At 72.2% G+C, this 22,185-nt stretch carries 13 protein-coding genes; 6 read left to right on the top strand and 7 right to left on the bottom strand.

Translation table 11 applies throughout. From position 1 onward, the window contains the following. Position 1: 1 nt before the first annotated feature. Positions 2-604 (bottom strand): NADPH-dependent FMN reductase, encoded by a 603-nt coding sequence (locus ACIO9K_RS18660; RefSeq protein ID WP_400331161.1) that lies wholly within the window; start codon positions 602-604, stop codon positions 2-4. Between the two features lie 140 nt (positions 605-744). Between ACIO9K_RS18660 and ACIO9K_RS18665 the strand changes: the two genes are divergently transcribed. After that, the gene (locus tag ACIO9K_RS18665) at positions 745-1,488 is read left to right on the top strand and encodes a TetR/AcrR family transcriptional regulator (protein WP_400331164.1); all 744 of its coding nucleotides are present in this window, start codon (positions 745-747) and stop codon (positions 1,486-1,488) included. A 174-nt stretch (positions 1,489-1,662) separates the two neighbouring features. Here the strand turns inward: ACIO9K_RS18665 and ACIO9K_RS18670 are convergent, their stop codons facing one another. From ACIO9K_RS18670 to ACIO9K_RS18690, 5 genes are all read right to left on the bottom strand, one after another. Then, the gene (locus tag ACIO9K_RS18670) at positions 1,663-2,616 is read right to left on the bottom strand and encodes a DMT family transporter (RefSeq protein ID WP_400331167.1); all 954 of its coding nucleotides are present in this window, start codon (positions 2,614-2,616) and stop codon (positions 1,663-1,665) included. Between the two features lie 657 nt (positions 2,617-3,273). Next, positions 3,274-3,819 (bottom strand): ATP-binding protein, encoded by a 546-nt coding sequence (locus tag ACIO9K_RS18675; protein WP_079135615.1) that lies wholly within the window; start codon positions 3,817-3,819, stop codon positions 3,274-3,276. Positions 3,820-4,083: 264 nt separating this feature from the next. Continuing rightward, a complete protein-coding gene (locus ACIO9K_RS18680; protein WP_400331170.1) occupies positions 4,084-5,322 on the bottom strand; it encodes an Ig-like domain-containing protein in 1,239 nt (412 codons plus the stop codon). Between the two features lie 297 nt (positions 5,323-5,619). Further along, positions 5,620-6,894: an Ig-like domain-containing protein gene (locus ACIO9K_RS18685; RefSeq protein ID WP_400331173.1), complete on the bottom strand. Its 1,275-nt coding sequence runs from the start codon at positions 6,892-6,894 to the stop codon at positions 5,620-5,622. 177 nt (positions 6,895-7,071) lie between these two features. Then, the gene (locus ACIO9K_RS18690) at positions 7,072-8,346 is read right to left on the bottom strand and encodes an Ig-like domain-containing protein (protein WP_363619274.1); all 1,275 of its coding nucleotides are present in this window, start codon (positions 8,344-8,346) and stop codon (positions 7,072-7,074) included. A 281-nt stretch (positions 8,347-8,627) separates the two neighbouring features. On the opposite strand from ACIO9K_RS18690, the gene glgX reads away from it, so the two are divergent. The 3 genes from glgX to ACIO9K_RS18705 all read left to right on the top strand — a co-directional run bounded on the left by glgX (position 8,628) and on the right by ACIO9K_RS18705 (position 14,677). After that, on the top strand, positions 8,628-10,835 hold the full coding sequence (glgX, locus tag ACIO9K_RS18695; protein WP_400331176.1) for a glycogen debranching protein GlgX: 2,208 nt from the start codon (positions 8,628-8,630) through the stop codon (positions 10,833-10,835). 168 nt (positions 10,836-11,003) lie between these two features. Then, a complete protein-coding gene (locus tag ACIO9K_RS18700) occupies positions 11,004-12,824 on the top strand; it encodes an ABC transporter ATP-binding protein (protein WP_363619276.1) in 1,821 nt (606 codons plus the stop codon). Further along, positions 12,821-14,677, top strand: a complete 1,857-nt coding sequence (locus ACIO9K_RS18705; RefSeq protein ID WP_363582065.1) for an ABC transporter ATP-binding protein — start codon at positions 12,821-12,823, stop codon at positions 14,675-14,677. The genes ACIO9K_RS18700 and ACIO9K_RS18705 overlap by 4 nt, the downstream gene beginning before the upstream one ends. A 25-nt stretch (positions 14,678-14,702) precedes the next feature. Here ACIO9K_RS18705 and glgP read toward each other — a convergent pair whose 3' ends face one another. Further along, complete coding sequence (glgP, locus tag ACIO9K_RS18710) at positions 14,703-17,384, bottom strand: alpha-glucan family phosphorylase (RefSeq protein WP_400331180.1); 2,682 nt, start codon at positions 17,382-17,384, stop codon at positions 14,703-14,705. A gap of 1,009 nt (positions 17,385-18,393) precedes the next feature. On the opposite strand from glgP, the gene ACIO9K_RS18715 reads away from it, so the two are divergent. Both ACIO9K_RS18715 and treS read left to right on the top strand, forming a co-directional pair. Beyond that, positions 18,394-20,349 carry an alpha-1,4-glucan--maltose-1-phosphate maltosyltransferase gene (locus ACIO9K_RS18715; protein WP_363619373.1) on the top strand — a complete coding sequence of 652 codons (1,956 nt, stop codon included), beginning with the start codon at positions 18,394-18,396 and terminating at the stop codon, positions 20,347-20,349. After that, entirely contained in the window at positions 20,346-22,070 is a 1,725-nt protein-coding gene (treS, locus tag ACIO9K_RS18720; RefSeq protein ID WP_063347760.1) for a maltose alpha-D-glucosyltransferase, read from the top strand. The genes ACIO9K_RS18715 and treS overlap by 4 nt, the downstream gene beginning before the upstream one ends. The last annotated feature ends 115 nt before the right edge of the window (positions 22,071-22,185 follow it).

The raw sequence follows: 22,185 nt of genomic DNA on the forward strand, positions 1-22,185 counted from the left end.
CTCAGGCCGCGAACGGGCGGACGCGCCGGGCGTCGCGCAACGCCTCCGCCCACCAGGCGAGTTGGTCGAGCATGGTCTTGGCGGCGGCGTCGGCGGCCGGGTCGAGCGGCTTGCCGTCGGCGCCGAAGCACTGGGCGGCGCCGTGGAAGCTGACCGTGTTGCGAATCGTCATGGCGTTCAACTCGGCGAGCACCACTCGCAGTTGCTCGACGGCGCGCAGACCGCCGGAGAGGCCGCCGTAGGAGACGAAGCCGACCGGCTTGCCGTGCCACTGGCTGTTGTGCCAGTCGATGGCGTTCTTCAGCGGGGCCGGGAAGCTGTGGTTGTACTCGGGTGTGACGACCACGAAGGCGTCGGCGGCCTCCAGCCGGGGCGTGACGGCGGCGAGCAACTCGGTGGCGCCCGGCTCCAGTTCACCACCGAAGGACGGGAAGGTGGTCGGCAGCGGGGTCTCGACCAGATCGATCAGGTCGGCGGTCATGTCGCCGCGCGCGCCGAGGTGGCCGAGCAGCCAGTCGGCGACGACGGGCGCGAACCGGCCGCTCCGGGTGCTGCCGACGACGACCGCGACCTTCAGGCTCTTCTCCGAAACGTCCTTGGCCATGAACATCCCCCTCCGGGACGATGTGTACAACGTATCTCCTGGATGCAACGTACACATCGGCGCGTACGCCGTCTACTCCCAATACGCCGTACACGCCGGGTGGTACGGTGGGAACCCCCAGCCGGAAGGAGCCCGCCGTCATGCCCGCCCAGCAGGCCCCCACCGGGGACGACGACCAGACCAAGCCCCAGGCCTCACTCTGGGAGCGCCTCGCCCGCCCGACCCCCGCGCCGCGCACCACCCTCACCCCGCAGCGGATCGCCGAGGCCGCGATCGCGATCGCCGACGCCGAAGGCCTCGACGCCGTCACCATGCGCCGACTCGCCACCGCCCTCGGCGTCGCCCCGATGGCCGCCTACCGGTACGTCTCCGGCAAGGACGAACTCATCGACCTGATGGTCGACTTCGTCTACGGCGAACTCTCCCTGGACACTCCCTCCAGCGGCTGGCGCGACACCATGCGCACCCTGGCGCTCCACCTGCGCGCCATGAACCTGGCCCACCCGTGGGTCGTCCGCGCCGGCGCCGTCCCCCTCACCCCCAACCAGCTCGCCATCCCCGAACGCGCCTTCGCCGCCCTCGCCGACCACGGCCTGGACGCCGACACCACCATGGCGGTCTTCCGCACCGTCACCGGCTATGTCCACGGCTCCGTCGCCGCCGAGCTCGCCCTGCGCACCCTCCAGCGCGAGCACGGCTGGTCCGACGGTGACGAGACCCGCGCCGGCCTCGCCCCCCGGATGTCCTTCCTGATGGACACCGGCCGCTACCCCACCTACCAGCGCTACCTCCACAAGGCCACCCGCAAGGACGACCCCACCTGGCAGTTCGAGACCGGCCTCGACTGCGTCCTCACCGGCATCGCCACCCACCTCGGCATCTGAGCGCGCCTGGACATCCGAGCGCGACCCGGCCCCCAGGTGGAGGAAATTATGTAGACCGGTCTACATTCCAGGTGCGGAATATGCAGACCGGTCTACCTCTTCAGTGCACCCCCACGCACCTCCTGCGCAGGAAGTCGGCCCCGCCGACTTCCTGCGCGTGGGGCCACCCGCAGGTCAGTGACGGCGGGTGCCCACGGGCACGGTGAGGACCGCGAGGCCCGCGGCGAGGATGGCGAGGCCGCACCAGGAGGCGGCGGGGAGGCGTTCGCCGAGGACGGCGACGCCGAGGAGGGCGGCGACGGCGGGTTCGGCGAGGGTGAGGGTGGTGGCGGTCTGGGCGGAGGTGCGGCGCAGCCCGTGGCCGAAGAGGCGGTAGGCGAGGAAGGTGGTGATCACCGCGAGGTGGAGCACCACCGCCGCGCCGCGCGGCGAGGCGAGCCACCGCAGGTCGCCGAGGAACAGCACCGGCAGGACGAGCAGCGCGGCCGCGCCGAACATCGCCCCCATCACCCCGGCGGACGGGTGCCCGCGCGAGATGAGCCTCCCGCCGACGAGCGAGTACACCGCGTACGAGAGGCCGGAGAGCGCGGCCAGCGCCACCCCCACGGCGTCCACCGCCGCGCCGTCGCCGGTGAGTTCGGGGCCCAGCACCAGGACGGCGCAGCCGACGACCGCCGTCACCGTGGCACCGGCCCACCGGCCGCTCGGCCGCCCCTGCCGGGTGAGCCAGCCGAGCAGGCCGGCGAAGACGGGGGCACTGCCCAGTGCGATCACGGTGGCCACCGCCACCCCGGCGCGGGTCACCGCCGGGTAGAAGGTGACCGGGTAGCCGACCACCGCGACGGCGCCGACGGCGAGTTGCCACCGCTCCCGGCGGCCGCAGGCCCGAGGCAGCGCGCGGGCGCTGCGGGTGGAGAGGAAGAGGAGGAGTCCGCCGAGGACCAGCGCGGCGGCGCCGATGCCCGCCGAAGGGGCGCCGTCGGGTGCGAGGGAGCTGGCCGTCCCGGTGGTGCCCCACAGCAGTGCGGCGACCAGGATCGGGACCGGCCCGCCGAGCGGGCTGGTGCGGCGGGCGGTGGGGGTGGTGGTGGGCCGGGTGGGCGCGGGCGTGGAGGTGCGGTTCGGCACAGTCGTGAACTTCCGTCGTCGAAGACCGTCAGGGGAGTTGGTTTCGCACCGGGCGCACACGGCAGCCCCCTGGCGGCCGAAGGGGGCCGCAGCAGGGAGCGCGGGGCTCGAGCCACCGGCGTGTACGCCCGATCAGGCGCTGAGCGGTGGCAGTACGACGTGCCAGTACAGGTCCACGGGCCTGATGCTACCCGGCAGTTCCGGCGTGGTGGGGTGCACGGAGGAATTGGCGGCCGGGCGACGAAGCACCGGAGGCCCGACGGCAAGGATGGTGAATATTCACAGGCAACAGCGTGAACCTATGCAAAATCCAAAGGTGAACTAGGTTACAAACCTTTCAATCCAAGTCACCTGGTTTGCCCACATGCTGAGATCCGTGCGATAGTCGAAGCAGCCCAACGGCGGGCGGCACAGCACGCCGGCCTGGGCGTGGAGACTTCGGCTGGCCCGACCTGGCACGGCCGACGCCCATCGCGCGGCACGCACCCCCTTGGCCGGCGCGATGACTTGCAGGGGCCCCCATCCGCCGGACCACGGCGACTTCGGGGGCCCTGCGCGTTTTCCCGGGAAGACCCGGAAGACCCGGAAGACCCGGAAAGCCGGGAAAGACCCGGACGGCCCGGAAGGCCGAGACGGACCCGGGAAGGCCCGAAACGGTCAGTGCCGCTCGCGGACCTTCAGCTCGAACCAGACGCCCTTGCCGCGCGGCAGCAGGTCGGCGCCCCAGCGGTCGGCCAGGTCGTCGATGACCCGCAGGCCCCGCCCCCGCTCGGTCACCGGCTTCGGCTCGGCGAGGATCATGCAGGGCAGCGCCCGGGAGGAGTCGCGGACCTCGACGCGGAGCCAGCCCGGCTTGCGGATCACCTGGAGCCCGATGGTGCGTCCGGCGGCGTGCCGGACGGCGTTGGAGACCAGCTCGCTGGTGAGTAACTCACCGGCCTCCAGGTGCTGGTGGAGGTCCCAGGACTCCAGGACCGACAGCACCAGCCGGCGGGCCACCGGGCCGGTCTCCGGCCGGGACGGCAGTCGCACCTCGTTCGGCACGGACTGATCGCTCAGCCTGCCGCAATACATCTCCTCCAGTTCCTCCGAGCTGAGCCGCTCCAGCGCCGCCAGCGCGCCCTGGACATCGATCCACGACGCCTCGGCGACCAATCCGGCCCCGGGAACTGATGACTGATCTGTTTCGCCCCAACCCGCCATGCGGTCCATCATTGCGGAACGCAAGCGGCCGCGTACGGACAATGAGCAAACGATCTCCTCCGAGTCGGCATATGCCGCGTGCAAGGAGACCCCGCGGAGAGTGCCAGGCGGGGGCCCGGAAGGGGCCCGGAAGGGGCCCGGAAGGGGCCCGGAAGGGGCCCGGAAGGGGTGGGGAGAGGGTGGGGAGCAGGCAACCCGGGGCCCGTCCGCCGTCAATCCCGGGTTGCCACGGAACCGCCCCGACCAGGGCGGCTACCGGTCGGCCTACCAGGCGCTCCAGGGCACGTTCCAGCCACTCAGGCCGTTCGCCGGGTCGAGGGTCTCCTTCTTGGTGGAGTTCTTCACGACCACCACGTCGCCGACGAGCGAGCCGGCGTAGAACTTGCCCATCGAGGTGGATTCGCCGCCGCCCTCGACGTCCTTGAGGGCGACGCAGCCGTGGCTGACGTTGTCCTCACCGATGAGCTTGCTCCAGTAATTGCCGTGCAGGTAGGTGCCGCTGTCGGTGAGCCGCATCGAGTGCGGCACCTGGAGGTCGTACGGGGAGCCGCTCATGCCGGGGAGGGTGCTGGACTGCATCCGCACCACGCCCTCCTTGGACATGACGACCATCGTGCCGTTCCAGGTCGGGTGTTCGGGCGAGCCGGAGGTGATGTCGATGTCCGACGGTTTGCCGTCGAGTTCGACGGTCATCCTGTGCGCGGCGGCGTCAACCGTCGAAATCTGAGATCGCCCGATCGTGAAGGGCTCGTCCCGGTCGGTGCCGTACACCCCAGGGGCGATCTCGACGCTCTTGAGGCGGTAGTGCACGGTCACCTTGGTGCCGGACTTCCAGTACTGCTCGGGGCGGAAGTCCAGTCGGCGGTTGCCGAACCAGTGGCCCTTGACCACGGTGCCGTTGTCGGTCTCGAAGGTGATGCCCTTCGCGACGACGTCCTTGTTCTTGACGTCCTTGCTGAAGTTCACCGAGACGATCATGCCGACGCCGTACGTCGCGCCGTTGTCCACGTTGTCGGCGGCCTTGGCGAGGGCCGTCGGCGTCAGCGTGGAGAAGTTGCTGTCCGCGCTGGCGACCACGCCGTTGGCGTCCGCGGCCATCGCGCTGACCTGGTAGGTGCTGCCCACGGCGAGGCCGGCCGACGGGGTCCAGCTGGAGCCGTCGGCGGCGATGGTGCCGGGCACCTCCGCGCCGGTCTTGTCACTGACCTTGACGGTGGTGAGCTTGCCGCCGGTCGCGCCGACCTTGAGCGCGTCGGGCGCGACGTCCACCGTGCCGGGCTTGGGCTCGATGTTCACCACGGCCTGCGACACCTTCGGCGCCGCGCTGCTCGCCGCCGCGGCGCCCGGGGAGGCCGTTCCGGCGGCCGCTCCGGCCCCCAGGTCCGCCTTGGCCGCGCTCCCGCCCCCGCTACCGCTCCCGCCACTCCCGCCGCCGCACGCGGCCGTCAGCGCCATCGCGCCGCCCACCAGACCGACGGCCACCACTCTGCGTATCGACCTCAACGTCGATCCCTCCCTCAGAAACCCCACGAACCGAACCCCACGAACCGAGACCCGCAGACCGAAACCCGCGGGCCGAAACCCCACGACTCGAAACCCCACGACCCGAAACCCCGCACAGAACCCCGCGCACACGACGGGCTCGACCACTACACGCGCCGGCCTCCGGAAAGGTTGCGCCATTCGGGGCCCGGTGCGCTCCGAAAACGCGAGCGGCCCGACCCCAACGGGTGAGGATCGGGCCGCTCGTCCGCACCGCGCCGACGAACCGGGACTATCCGGTCAGTCGGCGGGCAGGATCTACCAGTTCGCCCAGGCGATGTTCCAGCCGCCCAGCCCGTTGGAGGGCGCGACGGTCTTCTCCTTGCTGTTCACGACCTTGACCACGTCGCCGATCATCGAGTCGTTGAAGAACTTGCCCGCGACGGAGGTGTCGCTGCCGCCCTTCTCGTCCACCATCGCGACGCAGCCGTGGCTGGCGTTGGTCCTGCCGAACGGATTGGTCGCGTTGGACCAGTAGTTGCCGTGCACGAAGGTGCCGGAGGTGGTCAGCCGCATCGCGTGCGGCACGTCCTGGATGTCGTACTCGCCGCCGAGGCCGACGGTCTGCGAGTTCATCCGGGTGACCTTCTCCTTGGACATGATCACCATCGTCCCGCTCCAGGACGGCGTAGCCTCCGCGCCCATGGTGACCGGCACGGTGGTGCTCTTGCCGCCCCGCTCGATCGTCATCTGGTGCGCCTTGGCGTCGGCGGTGGCGATCTGGGAGCGGCCGATGGTGAACGGCTCGTCCTTGTCCACGTCGCCGTAGACGCCCGGGGCGACCTCGACGCTCTTCAGCCGGTACTTGATGGTGACCTTGGTGTCGGGCTTCCAGTACTCGGCCGGGCGGAAGTCCAGCCGGTTGTCGCCGAACCAGTGGCCCTTCACCTCGGTGCCGTTGTTCGTCTCGAAGGTGATGCCCTTGAGGACGGCGTCCTTGTTCTTGACGGTCCTGCTGAAGTTCACCGAGACGATCATGCCGACGCCGTAGGTGGCGCCGTCGCTGATGTTGTCGTTGGTGGAGACCTTCTTGTCCGGCGTCAGCGTGGTGAACGTCGTGGTGGACGCGGTCACCAGGCCGTCGGCGTCCTTGGCCTGCGCGTTCACCTTGTACGCCATGCCGACGGTGAGCGCGGCGGCGGGCTTCCAGCCGATGCCGTCCGGAGTGATCGCCCCGTCTACCGGCTTGCCGTTCTTGTCGGTCACCTCGACCGTGGTGAGCTTGCCGTTCGAGACGGACACCTGCAACGCGTTGCTCGGTGCGACGTCCTGTGCGCCGTCCTTCGGCTCGACGGCCAGCACCGCGGCGGAGGCCTTCGGCTCGCCCGACGCGCCCGCCGGGGCCGCCGTCCCGCCCGCACCCGCCGTCGCCGCGGGCGCCGCGTTGTCGCCCCCGCCGCCCGTTCCGCCCTTGTCGTCGCCGCAGGCCGCGGTGAGCAGCAGCACCCCGCCCATGACCAACGCCATCGCACCCCTGCGCCCGTAACGGCTGGTGGTACGTATCGCGGCGTCGGCCGTCTTCCCCGTCTTCACGGTTTCTCCCCTCCCGGTATTCACTCTCTCGACGCGTTGAGTGCCCCCATGAGTTGCACCGGACGCCGATCTTTCGCGCCGGACCAGGGCGCGCGCCGGAGCAGGATAGCCGGGCCGTCCGAGCGGATCCCGGGGGGGAGGTGGGTGGATCGGGGGTGAATCGGCGGTGAAGATCGACTACTGCGCGACGGGGCTGGAGGCGGGCCCGGCCGCGGGCCCGGCGACCGGCCCGAGGGCGCTGCCCGCCACCCACTGCTCCCACGGCATGTTCCAGCCGTTGAGGCCGTTCTGTGGCGGCACGAAGTCCCCCGCGGAGGCCTTCACCTCCAGCACGTCCCCCGGGACGGTGTGCTCGAACAGCCAGCCCGCCGGGGAGTCCTTGCTCGCTCCGCCCTTGGCGTCGGCCAGGCCGATGCAGCCGTGGCTGGTGTTAGCGGCGCCGAACACCCCGGGGTCCGCCCAGTAGTTGCCGTGCACGAAGGTGCCGGAGTCGGTCAGCCGCATCGCGTGCGGCACGTCCTTGATGTCGTACTCGTCGCCCATCCCGACGGTCTGCGAGTTCATCCGGGTCACCTTGTACTTCTCCGACACCACCATGACGCCCCGGTAGGTGGAGTGGTCACGGCTGCCGCCGGACACCTTGAGCACCCGCACCACCTTGCCGCCCTGCCCGGCCCGGACGGTCAGGGTGTGCGCGTCCAGGTCGACGGTGGAGACCTGGGCCCGGCCGACGGTGAAGTGCAGGTCCTTGGTCTGGGTCCCGAACTCGCCCGGCGCGCCCTGCACGTCCTTCAGCCGCAGCGCCACCGTCACCTTGGTGCCCGCCGCCCAGTACTGCTGCGGGCGGACGTCCAGCCGCTGGTTGCCGAACCAGTGCGCGGCCACCGGGACGGGCGGGTCGGCGCTCACCTGGACGGCCTTCTCCACCGCCGCCCGGTCCGTGATCGGCCGGCTGAAGCGCAACGACACCGGCATGCCGACACCGACGGTGGAGCCGTCCTCCGGGGTGAAGAAGGCGACGAAGGTGTGCGCCCGGGCCATCGTGGAGAACGCCGAGTGCTGGGCCGCCCGTTGGCCCTGGTCGTCCTCGGCGACGGCGTCCAGGGTGTACGCGGTGCCCAGCGGCAGCGGGCCGTCGGGCGTCCAGGCGGCGCCGTCCGGGGCGATCGTGCCGGGGACCTCGGTGCCCTTGGCGTCGGCCAGCCGGACGGTGACCAGCCGGCCCTGCGCCGCCGTCACCCGGACCGGGCCCTCCGGCGGCACGTCCTGGGCGCCGTCGGCGGGCAGCGCCGTGACGACCGCCCGGGACGGCGGCGGGGGCGGGGTGTGCGCCCCGGGCCCGGCGGCGTCCTGCGCGGGGACCGCCGGGGAGCCGCCGCACCCCGTCAGGACGGCGAGGCCCCAGGCCACCGCCGCCGCCCGCCGCGCCCACACCCGTCCTCGGCGCCGCATTCCGGGGCCTCCCACTGTCCACGTCCGGTACCGGGAAGGTCCGGTACCGGGAGCCTCCGCCACCGGTGACGCCCGATGCCAGGAACGTCCGGTGGCGGGAACGCCCGATACCGGGAACAACGAGGGCAATCGCGGCGGGGACACGCGCGGCCGCGCGAAATCCCCCCATCCATCGGCCGCCATCCGCCGGTAAGCCCCCGTTCAGCCGCTTCCGATCTGCGCAATCCGGGAAAGAGGAAGTGAACGGGGTCCGGGACACCCCGTCCAGGGAGGGTGCGGCCATGGCGTCAGGGCAGGAGCTGGAAGCCGGAGTGCGGCCGCCCGGCGGGGACACCGCCGAGCCACCGTGGCCCGGCAGCTGGCAGCCGCTCGGCGCCCGCTTCCGGACCGACCAACAGGGCCGCCAGGGAACCAACTTCGCGCTCTGGGCGGCCGGTGCCGAGGCGGTCGACCTCTGCCTGTTCGACGAGGACGGCCGGGAGGCCCGGCACCGCCTCACCGAGCAGGACTTCCAGACCTGGCACGGCTTCCTGCCCGGCGTCCGCCCCGGCAGCCGGTACGGCTTCCGCGTGCACGGCCGGTGGGACCCGTGGACGGGCGCCCGCTGGAACCCGGCGAAGCTGCTGCTCGACCCGTACGCCCGTGCCGTGGACGGCTGTTACACCAGCCACGACGCGGTCTGCGCCGCCGTCCGCAACTGGCCGGAGGCGGACGTCGCCGACACCGTCCGGGACAACCGAGACTCCGCCCGCTACGTGCCCAGATCCGTGGTAGTCCACGATGACGACGACTGGTACGACGACCACCGCCCGAAGACCCCGTGGGCCGAGACGGTGCTCTACGAACTGCACGTGCGCGGCTTCACCATGCGCCACCCCGACATCCCGCCGGAGCTCCGCGGCACCTACGCGGGCCTGGCCCACCCGGCCGCCGTCGCCCACCTGACCCGCCTCGGCGTGACCGCCGTCGAGCTGCTGCCGGTGCACCAGTACGCCAGCGAGGACCACCTCCAGTCGCGCGGCCTGGTCAACTACTGGGGCTACAACACGATCGGCTACTTCGCCCCGCACGCCGGCTACTCGGCGGCCGGCTCGCGCGGCGGCCAGGTCGGCGAGTTCAAGCGGATGGTCCGCGCCCTGCACGCCGCCGGGATCGAGGTGATCCTCGACGTGGTGTTCAACCACACCGCGGAGGGCGCCGAACTCGGCCCGATGCTCTCGCTGCGCGGCATCGACAACACCGCCTACTACCGCCCGGCCCCGCACCGCCCGCGCGGCTACGCCGACTTCACCGGCTGCGGCAACACCCTGGACACCCGCCGCCCGCAGGTGGTCCGGCTGGTCACCGACTCGCTGCGGTACTGGGTCACCGAGATGGGCGTGGACGGCTTCCGCTTCGACCTCGCCGCCGCCCTCGCCCGCGGCACCGACGGGGTCGACATGGACCACCCCTTCCTCGCCGCCGTCTCCCAGGACCCGCTGCTCAGCCGGGTGAAGCTGATCGCCGAGCCCTGGGACGTCGGCCCGGGCGGCTACCAGGTCGGCGGCTTCCCCCCGCTGTGGGCCGAGTGGAACGACAAGTACCGGGACACCGTGCGGGACTTCTGGCGCGGCGCCCGCCCGGACGTGCGCGAGCTGGGCTACCGGCTGTCCGGCTCCTCCGACCTCTACCAGCGCGGCGGCCGCCGCCCGTACGCCTCCGTCAACTACGTGACCGCGCACGACGGTTTCACGCTGCGCGACCTGGTCAGCTACGACCGCAAGCACAACGAGGCCAACGGCGAGGCCAACCGGGACGGCACCGACGACAACCGGTCCTGGAACCACGGCGTCGAGGGCGAGACCACCGACCCGGAGGTGAACGCCCTGCGGCTGCGCCAACTGCGCAACCTGCTGGCCACACTGCTGCTCTCCACCGGCGTCCCCATGCTCACCGCCGGGGACGAGCTGGGCCGCACCCAGGGCGGCAACAACAACGCCTACTGCCAGGACAACGAGCTCGGCTGGCTGGACTGGTCGCTCCTGGCGGATCCCCGCTGGCGCGGGCTGTGCGAGCTGACCGCCCGGCTGATCCGGCTGCGCCGGGCCCACCCGGTGCTGCGGCAGCGGGCGTTCTTCTCCGGCCGGGCCGCCGCTCCGGGCGGCCAGCCGGACCTCGCCTGGTTCACGCCGCTGGGCAAGGAGATGACCGAGGCCGACTGGTTCGCCCCGACCGCCTGCCTGGGCATGCTGCTGTCCGGCACCGCGATGTCCGAACGGGACGAGGCCGGGCGGCCGACGCTGGACGACAGCTTCCTGCTGCTGCTCAACGCCGGCCACGAACCGGTGCTGTTCACCCTCCCCGGCGAGCCCTGGGCCGCGCCGGAGGAGGCGTACGAGACGGTGGTCGACACCGCCGTCGAGGGCGGCGGCGAGCCCCGTCCGCAGGGCGCGACGCTGCTGGCCGGGCGCTCGCTGCGGCTGCTGCGCGCGCCCGCCGCCACGGCCTGAGCGGCGTCGGCCGCGCCTGCGGCGCACTCCGGCCCGTGCGGCCGGCCCCACGCGCCCCGCCGTTCACCCGCGCCCCACCCGTACGGGTGGCCGGTTCTCGCCGAAGGGTTCTGTCAGGGGTGAAAAACCTGATGAGAAATGACGCGACCTCGTCCTACCCTCACGACGATGGCCGAGAACCGACAAGACGACGACACCGCGACCGGGCACCGCTCCACGGTCCGCTCCCTCCTGCGCCTGTGGCCCTACGCCCGAGCCGTCCGCCGCCGGTTGGCCACCTCGGTGGCCGCCGCCCTGGTCGCCATGCTGAGCGTCCTCGGCGTCCCGCTGGTCCTCGGCCGGATCGTCGACGGCCCGCTCGCCGAACACGACCTGAGCGGACTCTGGCCGCTGATCGGCCTGCTGCTGGTCCTCGGGCTGGTCGAGGCCGCGCTGTTCTACACCCGCCGGGTGGTCCTGGCCCGCCCGCTGGCCGGGCTGGAGACGGCCATGCGCGGCGACCTCTTCGCCAAGCTCCAGCGGCTGCCGATCTCCTTCCACGAGCGCTGGGGATCCGGCCAGCTGCTCTCCCGGGCCACCGCCGACATGTACACCATGCGGCTGTTTCTGGCCTTCCCGCTGGTCTTCCTGGTCGTCAACTCGGTGATGTTCCTCGCCGGCACGGCGGTGATGTTCACCCAGGACTGGCGGCTCGCCCTGATCATCCTGCTGCCCGCCGTCCCGCTGTTCGTGCTCACCCGGCGGTTCGAGGCGGGCTACTCCGGCGCCTCCCGCCGCGCCCAGGACCAGAACGGCGACCTCGCCACCGTCATCGAGGAGTCCGTCCTCGGCATCCGCATCCTCAAGGCCTTCGGCCGCCACCGCTCGATGGCCGAGCGCTTCCGCGCCCAGGCCCACGACCTGCGCCGCACCGAACTGCGCAAGGCCGGGCTGCTCGCCAACCTCTGGGCGGTCATCGTCGGCCTGCCCGAGATCGCCCTCGGCTGCGCCCTCGCCGCCGGCGCCTACCTGGTCGCCCACGACGAGCTGAGCGCCGGCACCCTGGTCGCCTTCCTCTCCACCGCGCTGGCGCTGCGCTGGCCGGTCGAGTCCCTGGGCTGGCTGCTCGCCTACGCCAACGAGGCCGCCACCGCCACCGACCGCTTCTTCGAGGTGCTGGACGAGCCCGAGACCGCCGACCCGGGCACCGCCGACGGCCTCGGCGCCACCCCCGACGGCATCCGCTTCACCGGCGTCCGCTTCCGCTACCCCGACGCCCCCGCCGACACCCCCGACCTGCTGGCCGGCATCGACCTGCACATCCGCAGCGGCGAGACGATGGCCCTGGTCGGCGCCACCGGCAGCGGCAAGACCACGCTCACCGCGCTGCTCCCCCGCCTGTACGAGGCCACCGCCGGCACCATCACCCTGGACGGCCGGGACATCCGCGACCTCCCCCGGGAGCGGCTGCGCGAGCTGGTCGCGGTCGCCTTCGAGGAGCCCACCCTGTTCTCCGCCACCGTCCGGGAGAACGTCCTGATGGGCGCCCCGGGCGCGAACGACCAGCAGCTGCGCGCCGCCCTGGCCACCGCCCAGGCCTCCTTCGTGGACAAGCTCCCGGACGGCGTGGACACCGAGGTCGGCGAGCAGGGCCTGAGCCTGTCCGGCGGCCAGCGCCAGCGCCTCGCCCTGGCCCGTGCGGTGGTCGGCGACCCGGCCTTCCTGGTGCTGGACGACCCGCTCTCCGCCCTCGACGTGCACACCGAGGCCCTGGTCGAACGGGCGCTGCGCCAGGTCCTCGGCGCCACCACCGCCCTGGTGGTCGCCCACCGCCCGAGCACCGTGCTGCTCGCCGACCGGGTCGCGGTGCTCTCCGACGGCCGGATCGAGGCCGTCGGCACCCACCAGGACCTGCTGCGCGACTGCGCGCACTACCGCGAACTGATGTCGGGCGAGTCCGCCCCGATGCCCGAGGCCGTCCTGGTCTCCGAGGGGGGCACCACCCGATGACCACCACCATCTCGCCCGTCGGCCCCGCCGAACGGGAGACCGCCGAACCGGTCGAGGAACAGCTGCCGCCGCCCCCGGCCGACGAGGAGGACATCCCCGTCCCGCCCGGCGCGCCCCGGGCGCTGCTGCGCTCGCTGCTCGGCCCGCACCGGGCCCGGATCGCCGTCGCGATGCTGGTGATCCTCATCCAGCAGGCGGCCCTGCAGTCCGGCCCGCTGCTGGTCGCCATCGCGATGGACCGCGGCATCCCGGCACTGCGCGAGAGCGACAGCGGCCCGCTGATCGCGGTGGTCTGCGCCTACCTGGGCTGCGCGCTGCTCAGCCTGCTGCTGCAGTGGGCGTTCATCAAGATCAGCGCCCGGGTCAACCAGGACATCCTGCTGGAGCTGCGCGGCCGGATCTTCCGGCACGCCCAGCGGCTGAGCCTGGACTTCCACGAGCGCTACACCTCGGGCCGGATCATCTCCCGCGCCACCAGCGACGTGGACGCGCTGCGCGAGCTGCTCTCCGAGGGCCTCCAGGAGCTGCTGACCGTCCTCCTGTCGGTCTGCTACATCTCGGTGCTGCTGCTGGTGCTGGACTGGCGGCTCGGCCTGGTCTCGCTGGCGTCGATCCTGCCGCTGGCGCTGATCGCCCGGTCCTTCCGCAGCCGCTCGCGCCGGGTCTACCGCCGCTCCCGCACCTCGGCCGCCTCACTGATCGTCCGTTTCACCGAGACCATGAACGGCATCCGCCCGGTGCAGGCCTTCCGCCGCGAGAAGGCCAACGACGAGGCCTTCGCCGTGGTCAACCGGCAGTCCGCCACCGCGACGGCGGACGGCCTGCTGGAGATCGCCCGCTACGTCGGCCTCTCCCGCGTCACCGCCAACCTGTGGACCACCGGCGTGGTGCTGCTCGGTGCCTACCTGGTCGCCGACGGCACGGTCGAGCTGGGCGTGCTCACCGCCTTCGTGCTCTACCTGCGCCGGCTCTACGACCCGATCGACCAGCTGGCGATGTTCCTGAACAGCTACCAGTCGGCCGCCGCCGCGCTGGAGAAGATCGCCGGCCTGCTCGCCCACGAGCCGACCGTCGCCGAACCGGCCGCGCCCGCCGAACTGCCGCAGGCCGCCGGCAAGGGGCGCGAGGTCCGCTTCGAGGAGACCCGTTTCGCCTACCGCACCGGCAAGCAGGTGCTGCCGCCGTTCGACCTGGTGATCCCGGCCGGGCAGACGGTGGCGGTGGTCGGCGCGACCGGCGCCGGCAAGTCGACGGTCGCCAAGTTGCTGGCCCGCTTCTACGACCCGACCGACGGCCGGATCCGGCTGGACGGCGTGGACCTGCGCGACCTCGCCACCCCCGAGCTGCGGCGCGGCGTGGTGATGGTGACCCAGGAGTCCTTCCTGTTCTCCGGCACCGTCGCCGAGAACATCGCGATCGGCCGCCCCGGCGCCGGCCGCGAGGAGGTCGAGCAGGCCGCCCGGGACATCGGCGCGTACGAGTTCATCGCCGCGCTCCCGGACGGCTTCGACACCGACGTGCGCAAGCGCGGCGGCCGGATCTCCGCCGGGCAGCGCCAGCTGGTCGCCTTCGCCCGCGCCCTGCTCGCCGACCCGGCGGTGCTGATCCTGGACGAGGCGACCAGCTCGCTGGACGTCCCCGGCGAGCAGGCCGTCCAGCGGGCCATGCGCACGGTGCTGGCCGGCCGGACGGCGGTGATCATCGCGCACCGGCTCTCCACCGTGGAGATCGCCGACCGCGTCCTGGTGATGGACCAGGGCCGGATCGTCGAGGACGGCTCCCCGCAGGAGCTGATCGACGGATCCGGCCGCTTCGCCGCCCTCCACCAGGCCTGGCGGGACAGCCTGGTCTAGGGCCGGCGCTCCCCCCGGCAGGGCCTCAGCGCAGCACCCCCGCGTCCATCCCCGACGACTCGGCGGGCAGGGCCACCAGCCCCAGCTCCGCCGGGGAGGCCAGCCGGGGGTGGGCCGGCAGCACCCGGACGGTGTAGCCGAACGGGCCGGTCCGGCACAGCTCCAGCGAGCCCTCGTAGCGGGTCCGGCCGTCCAGGTCGGACCCGCCGACCGGCTTGAGGGCGAGCACGCAGCCATCCGAGATGCCGTCCGCCTCGTCCACCCGGCCGGACACCGCCTGCACCTCGACGTCGCCCGGCTCCAGCGCCCCGAGCGTGACCTGCACCCGCAGCGCCAGCGAGCTGCCCAGCTCCTGCGCCTCGTCCGGACAGTCCGCCTCGACGTGCTCGACCCGGACGGCCTGCCAGGCCTCCCGGACCTTCGCCTTCCAGGCCGCCAGCTCCAGGGCACCGTGGTGCTCCGCCGCCGCCAGCTCCCGCTGGGCCAGCGCCGCCGGGGTGTACAGCCGTTCGACGTACTCGCGGACCATCCGCCCGGCCAGCACCTTGGGGCCGAGGGTGACCAGGGTGTGCCGGACCATGGCGATCCAGCGGTGCGGCAGCCCGTCCGTGCCCCGGTCGTAGAACCGGCCGGCGACCTGGTCCTCGATCAGGTCGTACAGCGCGGCGGCCTCGATGTCGTCGCGGCGCTCGGCCTCGCTGCTCTCCGGGTCGAGCACGCCGCCGGTCTCGTCGACGGTGGGGATCGCCCAGCCGTTCTGGCCGTCGTGCCACTCGTCCCACCAGCCGTCCAGGACGGACAGGTTGAGGCAGCCGTTGAGCGCGGCCTTCATCCCGGAGGTGCCGCAGGCCTCCAGCGGGCGCAGCGGGTTGTTCAGCCAGACGTCGCAGCCCGGGTAGAGGTGCCGGGCCATCGCCATGTCGTAGTCCGGCAGGAAGACGATCCGGTGCCGGACGGCCGGGTCGTCGGCGAAGGCGACCATCTGCTGGATCAGCCGCTTGCCGCCGTCGTCGGCCGGGTGGGCCTTGCCGGCGACCACGATCTGCACCGGCCGGACGGGGTGCAGCAGCAGGGCGCGCAGCCGGTCCGGGTCGCGCAGCATCAGGGTGAGCCGCTTGTACGAGGGCACCCGGCGGGCGAAGCCGATGGTGAGCACGTCGGGGTCGAGCACCGAGGAGACCCAGCCGAGTTCGGCCTCGCCGGCGCCGCGCTGGCGCCAGGAGTCGCGCAGCCGGCGGCGGGCCTCGTCGACCAGCTGGGCGCGCAGGCTGCGGCGCAGGTCCCAGATCTCGGTGTTGCCGATCCGCTCCAGGCCGGTCCAGCGCTTGGCGTCGCCGGTGGTCATGGCGTCCTCGGCGCGGTCGGCGCCGATCTCGGCGGCGCCGAGCCGCACGACCGCCGGGTCGATCCAGGTGGCGGCGTGGACGCCGTTGGTGACGGAGGTGATCGGCACCTCGGTGGCGTCGAAGCCGGGCCAGAGGCCGTTGAACATGGAGCGGCTGACCTCGCCGTGCAGGGTGGAGACCCCGTTGGCGCGCTGGGCGAGCCGCAGGCCCATGGCGGCCATGTTGAAGAGCTTCGGGTCCCCGCCGGGCCAGGTCTCGGCACCGAGCGCGAGCACCGGCTCGACCGGGACGCCCGGCAGCGCGGCGTCGCCGCTGAAGTGGCGGGCGACCAGCTCGCGGTCGAAGCGGTCGATGCCGGCCGGGACGGGTGTGTGGGTGGTGAACAGGGTGCCGGCCCGGACGGACTCCAGGGCGGCGGCGAAGTCCAGGCCGACGCTGTCGGGGCCGGGTGAGCCGGTGGAGACCAGCTCGCGGATCCGTTCGACGCCGAGGAAGCCCGCGTGGCCCTCGTTGGTGTGGAACACCTCGGGGGCGGGGTGCCCGGTGAGCCGGCAGTAGGCGCGGACGGCGCGGACGCCGCCGATGCCGAGCAGCATCTCCTGGAGCAGCCGGTGCTCGCTGCCGCCGCCGTAGAGCCGGTCGGTGACGTCGCGCTCGGCGGGCGAGTTGGCCTCGATGTCGGAGTCGAGGAGCAGCAGCGGGACCCGTCCGACCTGGGCCTTCCAGATGTGCGCGGCCAGGGTGCGGCCGCCGGGCAGCGCGAGGTCGACCCGGCCGGGGGTGCCGTCGTCCTCCCGGAGCAGGCTGACCGCGAGTTCGTCCGGGTCGAGCAGCGGGTAGCGCTCCTGCTGCCAGCCGTCCCGGTTGAGGGACTGCCGGAAGTAGCCGTGCCGGTAGAACAGGCCGACGCCGATGATCGGGACGCCGAGGTCGCTGGCGGCCTTGAGGTGGTCGCCGGCCAGGATGCCGAGCCCGCCGGAGTACTGGGGCAGCGCGGCGGCGATGCCGTACTCGGGGGAGAAGTAGGCGATGGCGGCGGGCGGCGGGGTGGCGCCGGCCTCCTGCTGGGCCTGGTACCAGCGCGGGCCGCTGAGGTACTCGCGCAGGTCGTCGGCGAGGTCGCCGAGTCTGCGCAGGAACCGCCGGTCGGCGGCGAGGGCGGCGAGCCGGGCGGCCGGGACCTCCCCGAGCAGCCGCACCGGGTCCTCGCCGGTCGCGGCCCAGACCTCCGGGTCCACGGACCGGAAGAGGTCCCTGGTCTCGGGGTGCCAGGACCAGCGCAGGTTGAGGGCCAGCTCGTGCAGCGGCTGGAGTTGTTCGGGCAGGACGGTGCGGACGGTGAATCTGCGGATTGCCTTCACGGCGTGAAGCGTAGCCGCGATGTCCGTCATGACAGTGCGTCAAGTGGGCTATTGGGCATCCGTTCGGCCTATTGATGAGATCGCATTCGGCGCATTGGTCTGCACGGGGGGCGCGCGCGGCGCACATTTCCGGGGTCCTGCGCTACCAATGCATGAACACTGCGGAACAGGTCCATTTCCGATGGCTCATCCGCTCAGGACAAAGCCCGAAACTACTGTCGTACCGCTGCAAAAGTCTTGTCCCCGGTGCGAGGATGACTCAAGGTCGTTGATGCTGCGGGGAGTGCGGCGGCGGGTGGCGTCCGCCTTGAAGCAGCACGTCCGAATCCTTTTCGCGTTGATCGTTCCCCTTCTTCTTAGCCCATTCGGCGCTCACCTCGCACCGACGCGTGTCCTCGTACTCGGCCTGCTCGTTCACGGGTCGACCGGGTCGCCCAGGGGCGTGCCCCTGGAGGCGCGCGCCGGGACGCGCGCGGCTCCAGGGCCCCCCGTCGAGGGCTCGGCGGGCGCCGGGCAGGTTGCCGGGGACGGCGGCGCGGGCAGGCTTCCGGTCGCACGTCCTCCCCACCCAGCAGTCCTCCCGGTACTCCCCTGGCCCATTCCCCGGCCCGCGGGAGCTGCCGCCGATCTCGGGCAGGAGTTTGACATGCACGGCGACACGCGGGACCAGTCCACACCGGTGGCCGACAGCCACGACGCAGCGGTCGCGGAATCCGCCGGACGGATGGATTCTGACACTCGGACGGATCCGGCGATGCCGGCGCCGCGGGCCGCCGGGGCGGTCCGCACCGAGCCGGCCGAAGCGGCCCGACAACCCGGGGCCGAGGAGGGCCGGACCGCGGCACCGCGCAGGCGCACCACCACCACGCGCCGCGCCGCAGCCACCGCGAAGGCCACCGCCGACGCCGCCGGGACCGCCGGGACCACCGCCGAGGGCGACTCCGGCGCCGCGCCGCGCAAGGCCTCCGCCCGCAAGCCCGCCGCCCGCAAGACGACAGAGAGCGACACCGTGATCGGCCGCATCCCCGTCCTGGACGTCAGCCCCCTCGTCGACTCCGGCCGCCGCCCGGCCAAGGCCGTCGTCGGCGAGACCTTCCTGGTCACCGCGACCGTGTTCCGCGAGGGCCACGACGCCGTCAACGCCAACGTGGTGCTGCGCGACCCGCGCGGCCGCGGCGGCCCGTGGACGCCGATGCGCGAGCTGGCCGAGGGCACCGACCGCTGGGGCGCGCACGTCACCCCGACCGCGCCCGGCCGCTGGTCGTACCTGGTCGAGGCGTGGAGCGACCCGGTCGCCACCTGGCGCCGGACCGCCGCCGTGAAGCTGCCCGCCGGGATCGACACCGCGCTGGTCCTGGAGGACGGCGCCCGGCTGCTGGAGCAGGCCGCGGTCGGCGTGCCGAAGAAGGAGGGCCGCGCGCACGTGCTGGCGGCCGCCGACGCGCTGCGCGACCCCGGCCTGCCGCCGCTGTCCCGGCTGGCCGCCGCGCTCGCCCCCGAGGTGCTGGACCTGCTGGCCCGGTACCCGCTGCGCGAACTGCTCAGCGCCTCCCGCCCGCTGCCGCTCCAGGTGGACCGCGAGCGCGCGCTGTACGGCTCCTGGTACGAGTTCTTCCCCCGCTCGGAGGGCGCGGTGGTGGATCCGAGCGGCGTCGAGCCGCCGCGTTCGGGCACCCTGCGCACCGCCGCCGAGCGGCTGCCGGCCGTCGCCGCGATGGGCTTCGACGTGGTCTACCTGCCGCCGGTGCACCCGATCGGGCGAGCCTTCCGCAAGGGGCCGGACAACGCCCTGACGGCCGGTCCGCACGACGTCGGCTCGCCCTGGGCGATCGGCTCCCCCGAGGGCGGCCACGACGCCGTCCACCCCGACCTCGGCACGATCGAGGACTTCGACCACTTCGTCGCCGAGGCCGAGGCCCTGCGCCTGGAGGTGGCGCTGGACTTCGCCCTCCAGTGCTCCCCCGACCACCCGTGGGTGAACAAGCACCCGGAATGGTTCAGCCACCGCGCGGACGGCACCATCGCGTACGCCGAGAACCCGCCGAAGAAGTACCAGGACATCTATCCGATCAACTTCGACCAGGACATGGAAGGAATCGTCAAGGAAACCATCCGGATCCTCCGGTTCTGGATGTCCCACGGCGTTCGGATCTTCCGGGTCGACAACCCGCACACCAAACCGGTGGCGTTCTGGGAGAAGGTGCTCGCCGACATCGCCCGCACCGACCCGGACGTCGTGTTCCTGGCGGAGGCCTTCACCCGGCCCGCGATGATGCACACCCTGGGGAAGATCGGTTTCCACCAGTCGTACACGTACTTCACCTGGCGCACCACCAAGCCGGAACTCACCGAGTACCTCACCGAACTCACCGGTGACGCCGCCGCCTACATGCGGCCCAACTTCTTCGCCAACACCCCGGACATCCTGCACGGCTACCTCCAGCACGGCGGCCGCGCCGCGTTCGCGATCCGCGCCGTGCTCGCCGCCACCCTCGCCCCCAGCTACGGCGTCTACGCCGGCTTCGAGCTGTACGAGGACGAGCCGGCCCACCCCGGCTCCGAGGAGTACCTGCACTCGGAGAAGTACGAGCTGCGCCCGCGCGACTGGACCCGCACCGACTCCCTCGCCCCGCTGCTCACCGTGCTGAACAGGCTGCGCCGGCGCCACCCCGCCCTCCAGCAGCTGCGCAACCTGCGCTTCCACCCCACCGACAACGACCAGGTGCTCGCCTACTCCAAGACCGCGACCACCCCCGAGGGCCTCACCGACCAGGTCGTCACCGTGGTCAACCTCGACCCGCACCACGTCCAGGAGGCCACCGTCACCCTCGACGGCGACGGCCCGTACGCGGTGCACGACGAGCTCACCGGCGCCGTCTACACCTGGGGCCGGCACAACTACGTCCGGCTCGATCCCTCAGCCGAGCCGGCTCACCTCCTCACGGTTCGGAGGAACCCAGCGTGACTGTGAACGAGCCCGTCCCCGACACCTTCCCGGAGACCTCGAAGAAGAACCTGGACCCGGAGTGGTTCAAGCGTGCGGTCTTCTACGAGGTGCTGGTGCGGTCCTTCCAGGACAGCAACGGCGACGGGGTCGGGGACCTGAAGGGGCTCACCACCAAACTCGACTACCTGCAGTGGCTCGGGGTCGACTGCCTCTGGCTCCCGCCGTTCTTCGCCTCGCCGCTGCGCGACGGCGGGTACGACGTGGCCGACTACAAGTCGGTGCTGCCGGAGTTCGGCGACCTCGCCGACTTCATGGAGTTCGTCGACGCCGCGCACGCCCGCGGCATGCGCGTGATCATCGACTTCGTCATGAACCACACCAGCGACCAGCACCCGTGGTTCCAGGCCTCCCGGACGGACCCGGACGGCCCGTACGGCGACTTCTACATGTGGGCCGACGACGACAAGCAGTACCCGGACGCCCGGATCATCTTCGTCGACACCGAGACCTCCAACTGGACCTACGACCCGGTCCGCAAGCAGTACTTCTGGCACCGGTTCTTCTCCCACCAGCCGGACCTCAACTACGACAACCCCCGCGTCCAGCAGGAGATGATCGCCGGACTGCGGTTCTGGCTCGACCTCGGCATCGACGGCTTCCGGCTGGACGCGGTGCCGTACCTGTTCGCCCGCGAGGGCACCAACTGCGAGAACCTGCCGGAGACCCACGAGTTCCTCCAGCGGGTCCGCAAGGAGATCGACGCCGACTACCCCGACACCGTCCTGCTGGCCGAGGCCAACCAGTGGCCCGAGGACGTCGTCGACTACTTCGGCGACTTCACCGCGGGCGGCGACGAGTGCCACATGGCGTTCCACTTCCCGGTGATGCCCCGGATCTTCATGGCCGTGCGGCGGGAGTCCCGCTACCCGGTGTCGGAGATCCTCAGCAAGACCCCGCAGATCCCCGGCGGCTGCCAGTGGGGCATCTTCCTGCGCAACCACGACGAGCTGACCCTGGAGATGGTCACCGACGAGGAGCGCGACTACATGTACGCGGAGTACGCCAAGGACCCCCGGATGCGCGCCAACGTGGGCATCCGCCGCCGGCTCGCCCCGCTGCTGGAGAACGACCGCAACCAGATCGAGCTGTTCACCGCCCTGCTGTTCTCGCTGCCCGGCTCGCCGGTCCTCTACTACGGGGACGAGATCGGCATGGGCGACAACATCTGGCTGGGCGACCGGGACGGCGTGCGCACGCCGATGCAGTGGACCCCGGACCGCAACGCGGGTTTCTCCTCCGCCGACCCGGGCAGGCTCAGTCTGCCGCCCATCATGGACCCGGTGTACGGCTACCAGGTGACCAACGTCGAGGCACAGCAGAGCAGTTCGAGTTCGCTGCTGCACTGGACGCGTCGCATGATCGAGATCCGCAAGCTCAATCCGGCGTTCGGCCTCGGTACGTACACCGAACTGCCCTCCAGCAACCCCGCCGTGCTGGCCTTCGTGCGCGAACACGAGGGGGACCTGGTCATGTGCGTGAACAACTTCTCGCGGTTCGCGCAGCCGACCGAGCTGGATCTGCGGCAGTACGGCGGACGGTACCCGGTCGAGCTGATCGGCGGGGTGCGCTTCCCCTCCATCGGCGAGTGGCCCTACCTGCTCACGCTGGCCGGCCACGGCTTCTACTGGTTCCAGCTCCGGCAGCCGCCGCGGCTGAGCGGGACCAGGCGCTCGAAGTAACGATCCGCCACACCCTGCCCCACAGCACCACCAGACCCTCCGGGGGCGCGAGTTGAACCCCTGCGCCCCCGGAGTTCTCTGCACCGCCGCGTACGGAGAACAGCCCAACGGCCAC

It is taken from the genome of Kitasatospora sp. NPDC087271 (genome assembly GCF_044744605.1).
In the GTDB taxonomy this organism is placed as follows: Bacteria; Actinomycetota; Actinomycetes; order Streptomycetales; family Streptomycetaceae; genus Kitasatospora.

What these genes read in the sequence shown, in the direction of transcription:
- ACIO9K_RS18660 (WP_400331161.1), bottom strand. Translation starts at nt 604, where the DNA reads ATGGCCAAGGACGTTTCGGAGAAGAGCCTGAAGGTCGCGGTCGTCGTC.
- ACIO9K_RS18665 (WP_400331164.1), top strand. Translation starts at nt 745, where the DNA reads ATGCCCGCCCAGCAGGCCCCCACCGGGGACGACGACCAGACCAAGCCC.
- ACIO9K_RS18675 (WP_079135615.1), bottom strand. Translation starts at nt 3,819, where the DNA reads ATGGCGGGTTGGGGCGAAACAGATCAGTCATCAGTTCCCGGGGCCGGA.
- ACIO9K_RS18690 (WP_363619274.1), bottom strand. Translation starts at nt 8,346, where the DNA reads ATGCGGCGCCGAGGACGGGTGTGGGCGCGGCGGGCGGCGGCGGTGGCC.
- glgX (WP_400331176.1), top strand. Translation starts at nt 8,628, where the DNA reads ATGGCGTCAGGGCAGGAGCTGGAAGCCGGAGTGCGGCCGCCCGGCGGG.
- ACIO9K_RS18700 (WP_363619276.1), top strand. Translation starts at nt 11,004, where the DNA reads ATGGCCGAGAACCGACAAGACGACGACACCGCGACCGGGCACCGCTCC.
- ACIO9K_RS18705 (WP_363582065.1), top strand. Translation starts at nt 12,821, where the DNA reads ATGACCACCACCATCTCGCCCGTCGGCCCCGCCGAACGGGAGACCGCC.